This window comes from Acinetobacter stercoris (genome assembly GCF_900323515.1).
GTDB classification, from domain to species: domain Bacteria; phylum Pseudomonadota; class Gammaproteobacteria; order Pseudomonadales; family Moraxellaceae; genus Acinetobacter; species Acinetobacter stercoris.
Map to the genome: position 1 here is coordinate 1 of NZ_OOGT01000333.1, position 2,290 is coordinate 2,290.

Below are 2,290 nucleotides of genomic sequence, written 5' to 3' on the forward strand. Positions count from 1 at the left end.
ATTTAATTTTATGCAACTAGAAAATGTTGAGTTTGATTTGTTGTACGAAAAATATTTCAATGATGCAAACAGTATTGTTATGGAACAACAAATGTTAGAGAAAATTGATCAAGGAATGATTCATGTTGGTTTTATGAATTTTGTGAAGAATAATATAGAAAAACTTAAATTACATGTTCATAAGAATTTTGAGACAGTAAAAGAACTATATTATAATTTAATAGGATCTGGATTTGATAACTCAATTCAAGTATTTGAAGTTATTAAATTTAGAATGAATAATCAAATTAGTGATGACAATTATAAATTTTTACTTGATTCAGAATTTCCTAGTGATTATCGGTATCTAAAAATTAAAAGAGAATTAACAAATGCCTAAATTTAATTCAATATTTTTACCATATCAGAGTAACCAGCAATCTGTAATACAATGTTTTACATATGGAAAATTAAGTTTTACTATGTTGTCACTTAGTGATGGGAATCAACGAATACCATTCAAAATCGACATTAAAAGAAATGGTCAAACAGTTTTTTCATCATTTAGATTAAATGGGGTTTATGAGTTACCTAAATTAGAAGTAGGAACTTATACTATGGAGTTGTTTCCAAAACGTGATGAAACTTTTTTTTGGTATAAAAATGTACCATTACGTGGCTTTAACTTTAATTTTGAAATACAAGCAGATAAAACTACATACATTGAATGTTTAGTAAGTAGAGTAGAATCTATCATATATAATATTAGATATAATTTTTTGGTTAAAGAAAATAGTAAAGAGACAGATGAAACTCCTTTTTATGAAATTTCATATTTTCAGGAAGTTGTTGACAATTTAACTTATATTTCAAGTTCTGCAGCAAGGTTTGGTGTAGATGAAGATTTAATCAAATCTATTATATACATGGAGTCTACACATGGTTATTACGATGCTATATATGGAGTTGTTCCAAGCATAATTAAGGAAAATAAGTCCATTAGACCGACAAATATTAATGTAGAAGCATGGCCGATGTTATTTACACGTGCAGAAGCTAATAATGTTGCATCCAATATAGATGCAGGTGCGTATATGCTTCGTCTAATTTCAGATAGGGTTCCCGATAAGGATATATCAAAAATAGCTTCAATATATAATTCAATTAGAGCTGAAACAGTTTTCAAGTATGGGCTGGAAGTTATGAAGTTTTATAGAAAAAAACCTTGGAATCAAATTATCGAAAACCAAAAAATCTATTCTGGAAATAAAGGTAAATCTGAAGGAGAACCATATCATGGTGGCGATTAAATTAGGCATAATTGCTTTAATTTCTTTTTTATTATCTCTAACTCCAATCTATTATGCAAAAACTACGGGTGATTTTATTGATTACTGTCAAACTGGTCCAGATGTAATTTATACAACATGTCACTTNGATTGGGGGAGTACCTTTGTATTAACTTTCTGTTTTTTTATTATTCTATTTCTTGTTATTTCATGTATTTATTTTGTTATAGAGAAAGTCATTAAATATTCATTAAAAAGTGACTAATTACTTTTTGAAAAGTATAGATATAATGCAAATAAGCATATCAGAATTTCAACACTAAAAGACCAATGGAAAATAAAGTTTAACCACCAAGTGTCATATTGAGACGGAACATTAAATAAGGAAAATGGCTTATCAATAAATGGTGCAAATAACCAAATATCTCCAACAAAACCATCTAAAATTAGATGCATAATGGCAGCATTACAAAATAAAATGCTAAGAAAAGCCCATTTTGACTTATTACGTTTTATTTTAAAAAAAATAATTGAAATGGTCAGCACAACTAACCAAAAAGAAAACCAATGTAAAAAATATTTATGATGATGAACTGAACGTGAATCAAAAAAATAAAAATAAAGTAAATCTAGATCGGGAAAAACTGCTCCAAACATTATAGTAGCAAAGAAAGCCTTTTTACTGACTTGAAAGTGTCTGAATTTTTTTTCTAAAACTTTTGCTAATATATATCCAGACGGTAAGTGTGTAATCAACATATTTTACATTTTCTATTAATTCAAAATTTAATCTACCAAGCTTTATTTAAATTAGTCAATGAATAATGTTACGCTCACCCTCCAGCCTCCAACTCAACCATACTCACCAAGCCACCGCTCTTATCAAAAGTGTGAGTGGCTTCAACAACAATCCAGTTCAAAGCATCCACTTCCTTTTCAGGGGATTAGTGGGTATTTCAAACATTCTGGCTGCAAGTCAGACACTAAGTTTGGTTATGATATTATTTACTATTGTTTAGAAT

At 28.4% G+C, this 2,290-nt stretch carries 4 protein-coding genes; 3 read left to right on the forward strand and 1 reads right to left on the reverse strand.

Annotated elements, in window-relative coordinates:
* A partial coding sequence (locus KPC_RS20510) for a hypothetical protein (RefSeq protein ID WP_171334556.1) occupies positions 1–379 on the forward strand: 379 nt, incomplete at its 5' end.
* Positions 372–1,289, forward strand: a complete 918-nt coding sequence (locus tag KPC_RS19190; RefSeq protein ID WP_121975910.1) for a hypothetical protein — start codon at positions 372–374, stop codon at positions 1,287–1,289. The genes KPC_RS20510 and KPC_RS19190, both read left to right, overlap by 8 nt.
* A 240-nt stretch (positions 1,290–1,529) precedes the next feature.
* On the opposite strand, the gene KPC_RS19200 is transcribed toward KPC_RS19190, so the two are convergent.
* Complete coding sequence (locus tag KPC_RS19200) at positions 1,530–2,027, reverse strand: metal-dependent hydrolase (RefSeq protein ID WP_121975912.1); 498 nt, start codon at positions 2,025–2,027, stop codon at positions 1,530–1,532.
* A gap of 58 nt (positions 2,028–2,085) precedes the next feature.
* On the opposite strand from KPC_RS19200, the gene KPC_RS20650 reads away from it, so the two are divergent.
* The coding region (locus KPC_RS20650) for a hypothetical protein (RefSeq protein WP_213065915.1) at positions 2,086–2,290 on the forward strand (205 nt) is incomplete at its 3' end.

Bases quoted from the DNA above. Each gene is read 5' to 3' on its own strand.
- KPC_RS19190 (WP_121975910.1), top strand. From the start codon at position 372: ATGCCTAAATTTAATTCAATATTTTTACCATATCAGAGTAACCAGCAA.
- KPC_RS19200 (WP_121975912.1), bottom strand. From the start codon at position 2,027: ATGTTGATTACACACTTACCGTCTGGATATATATTAGCAAAAGTTTTA.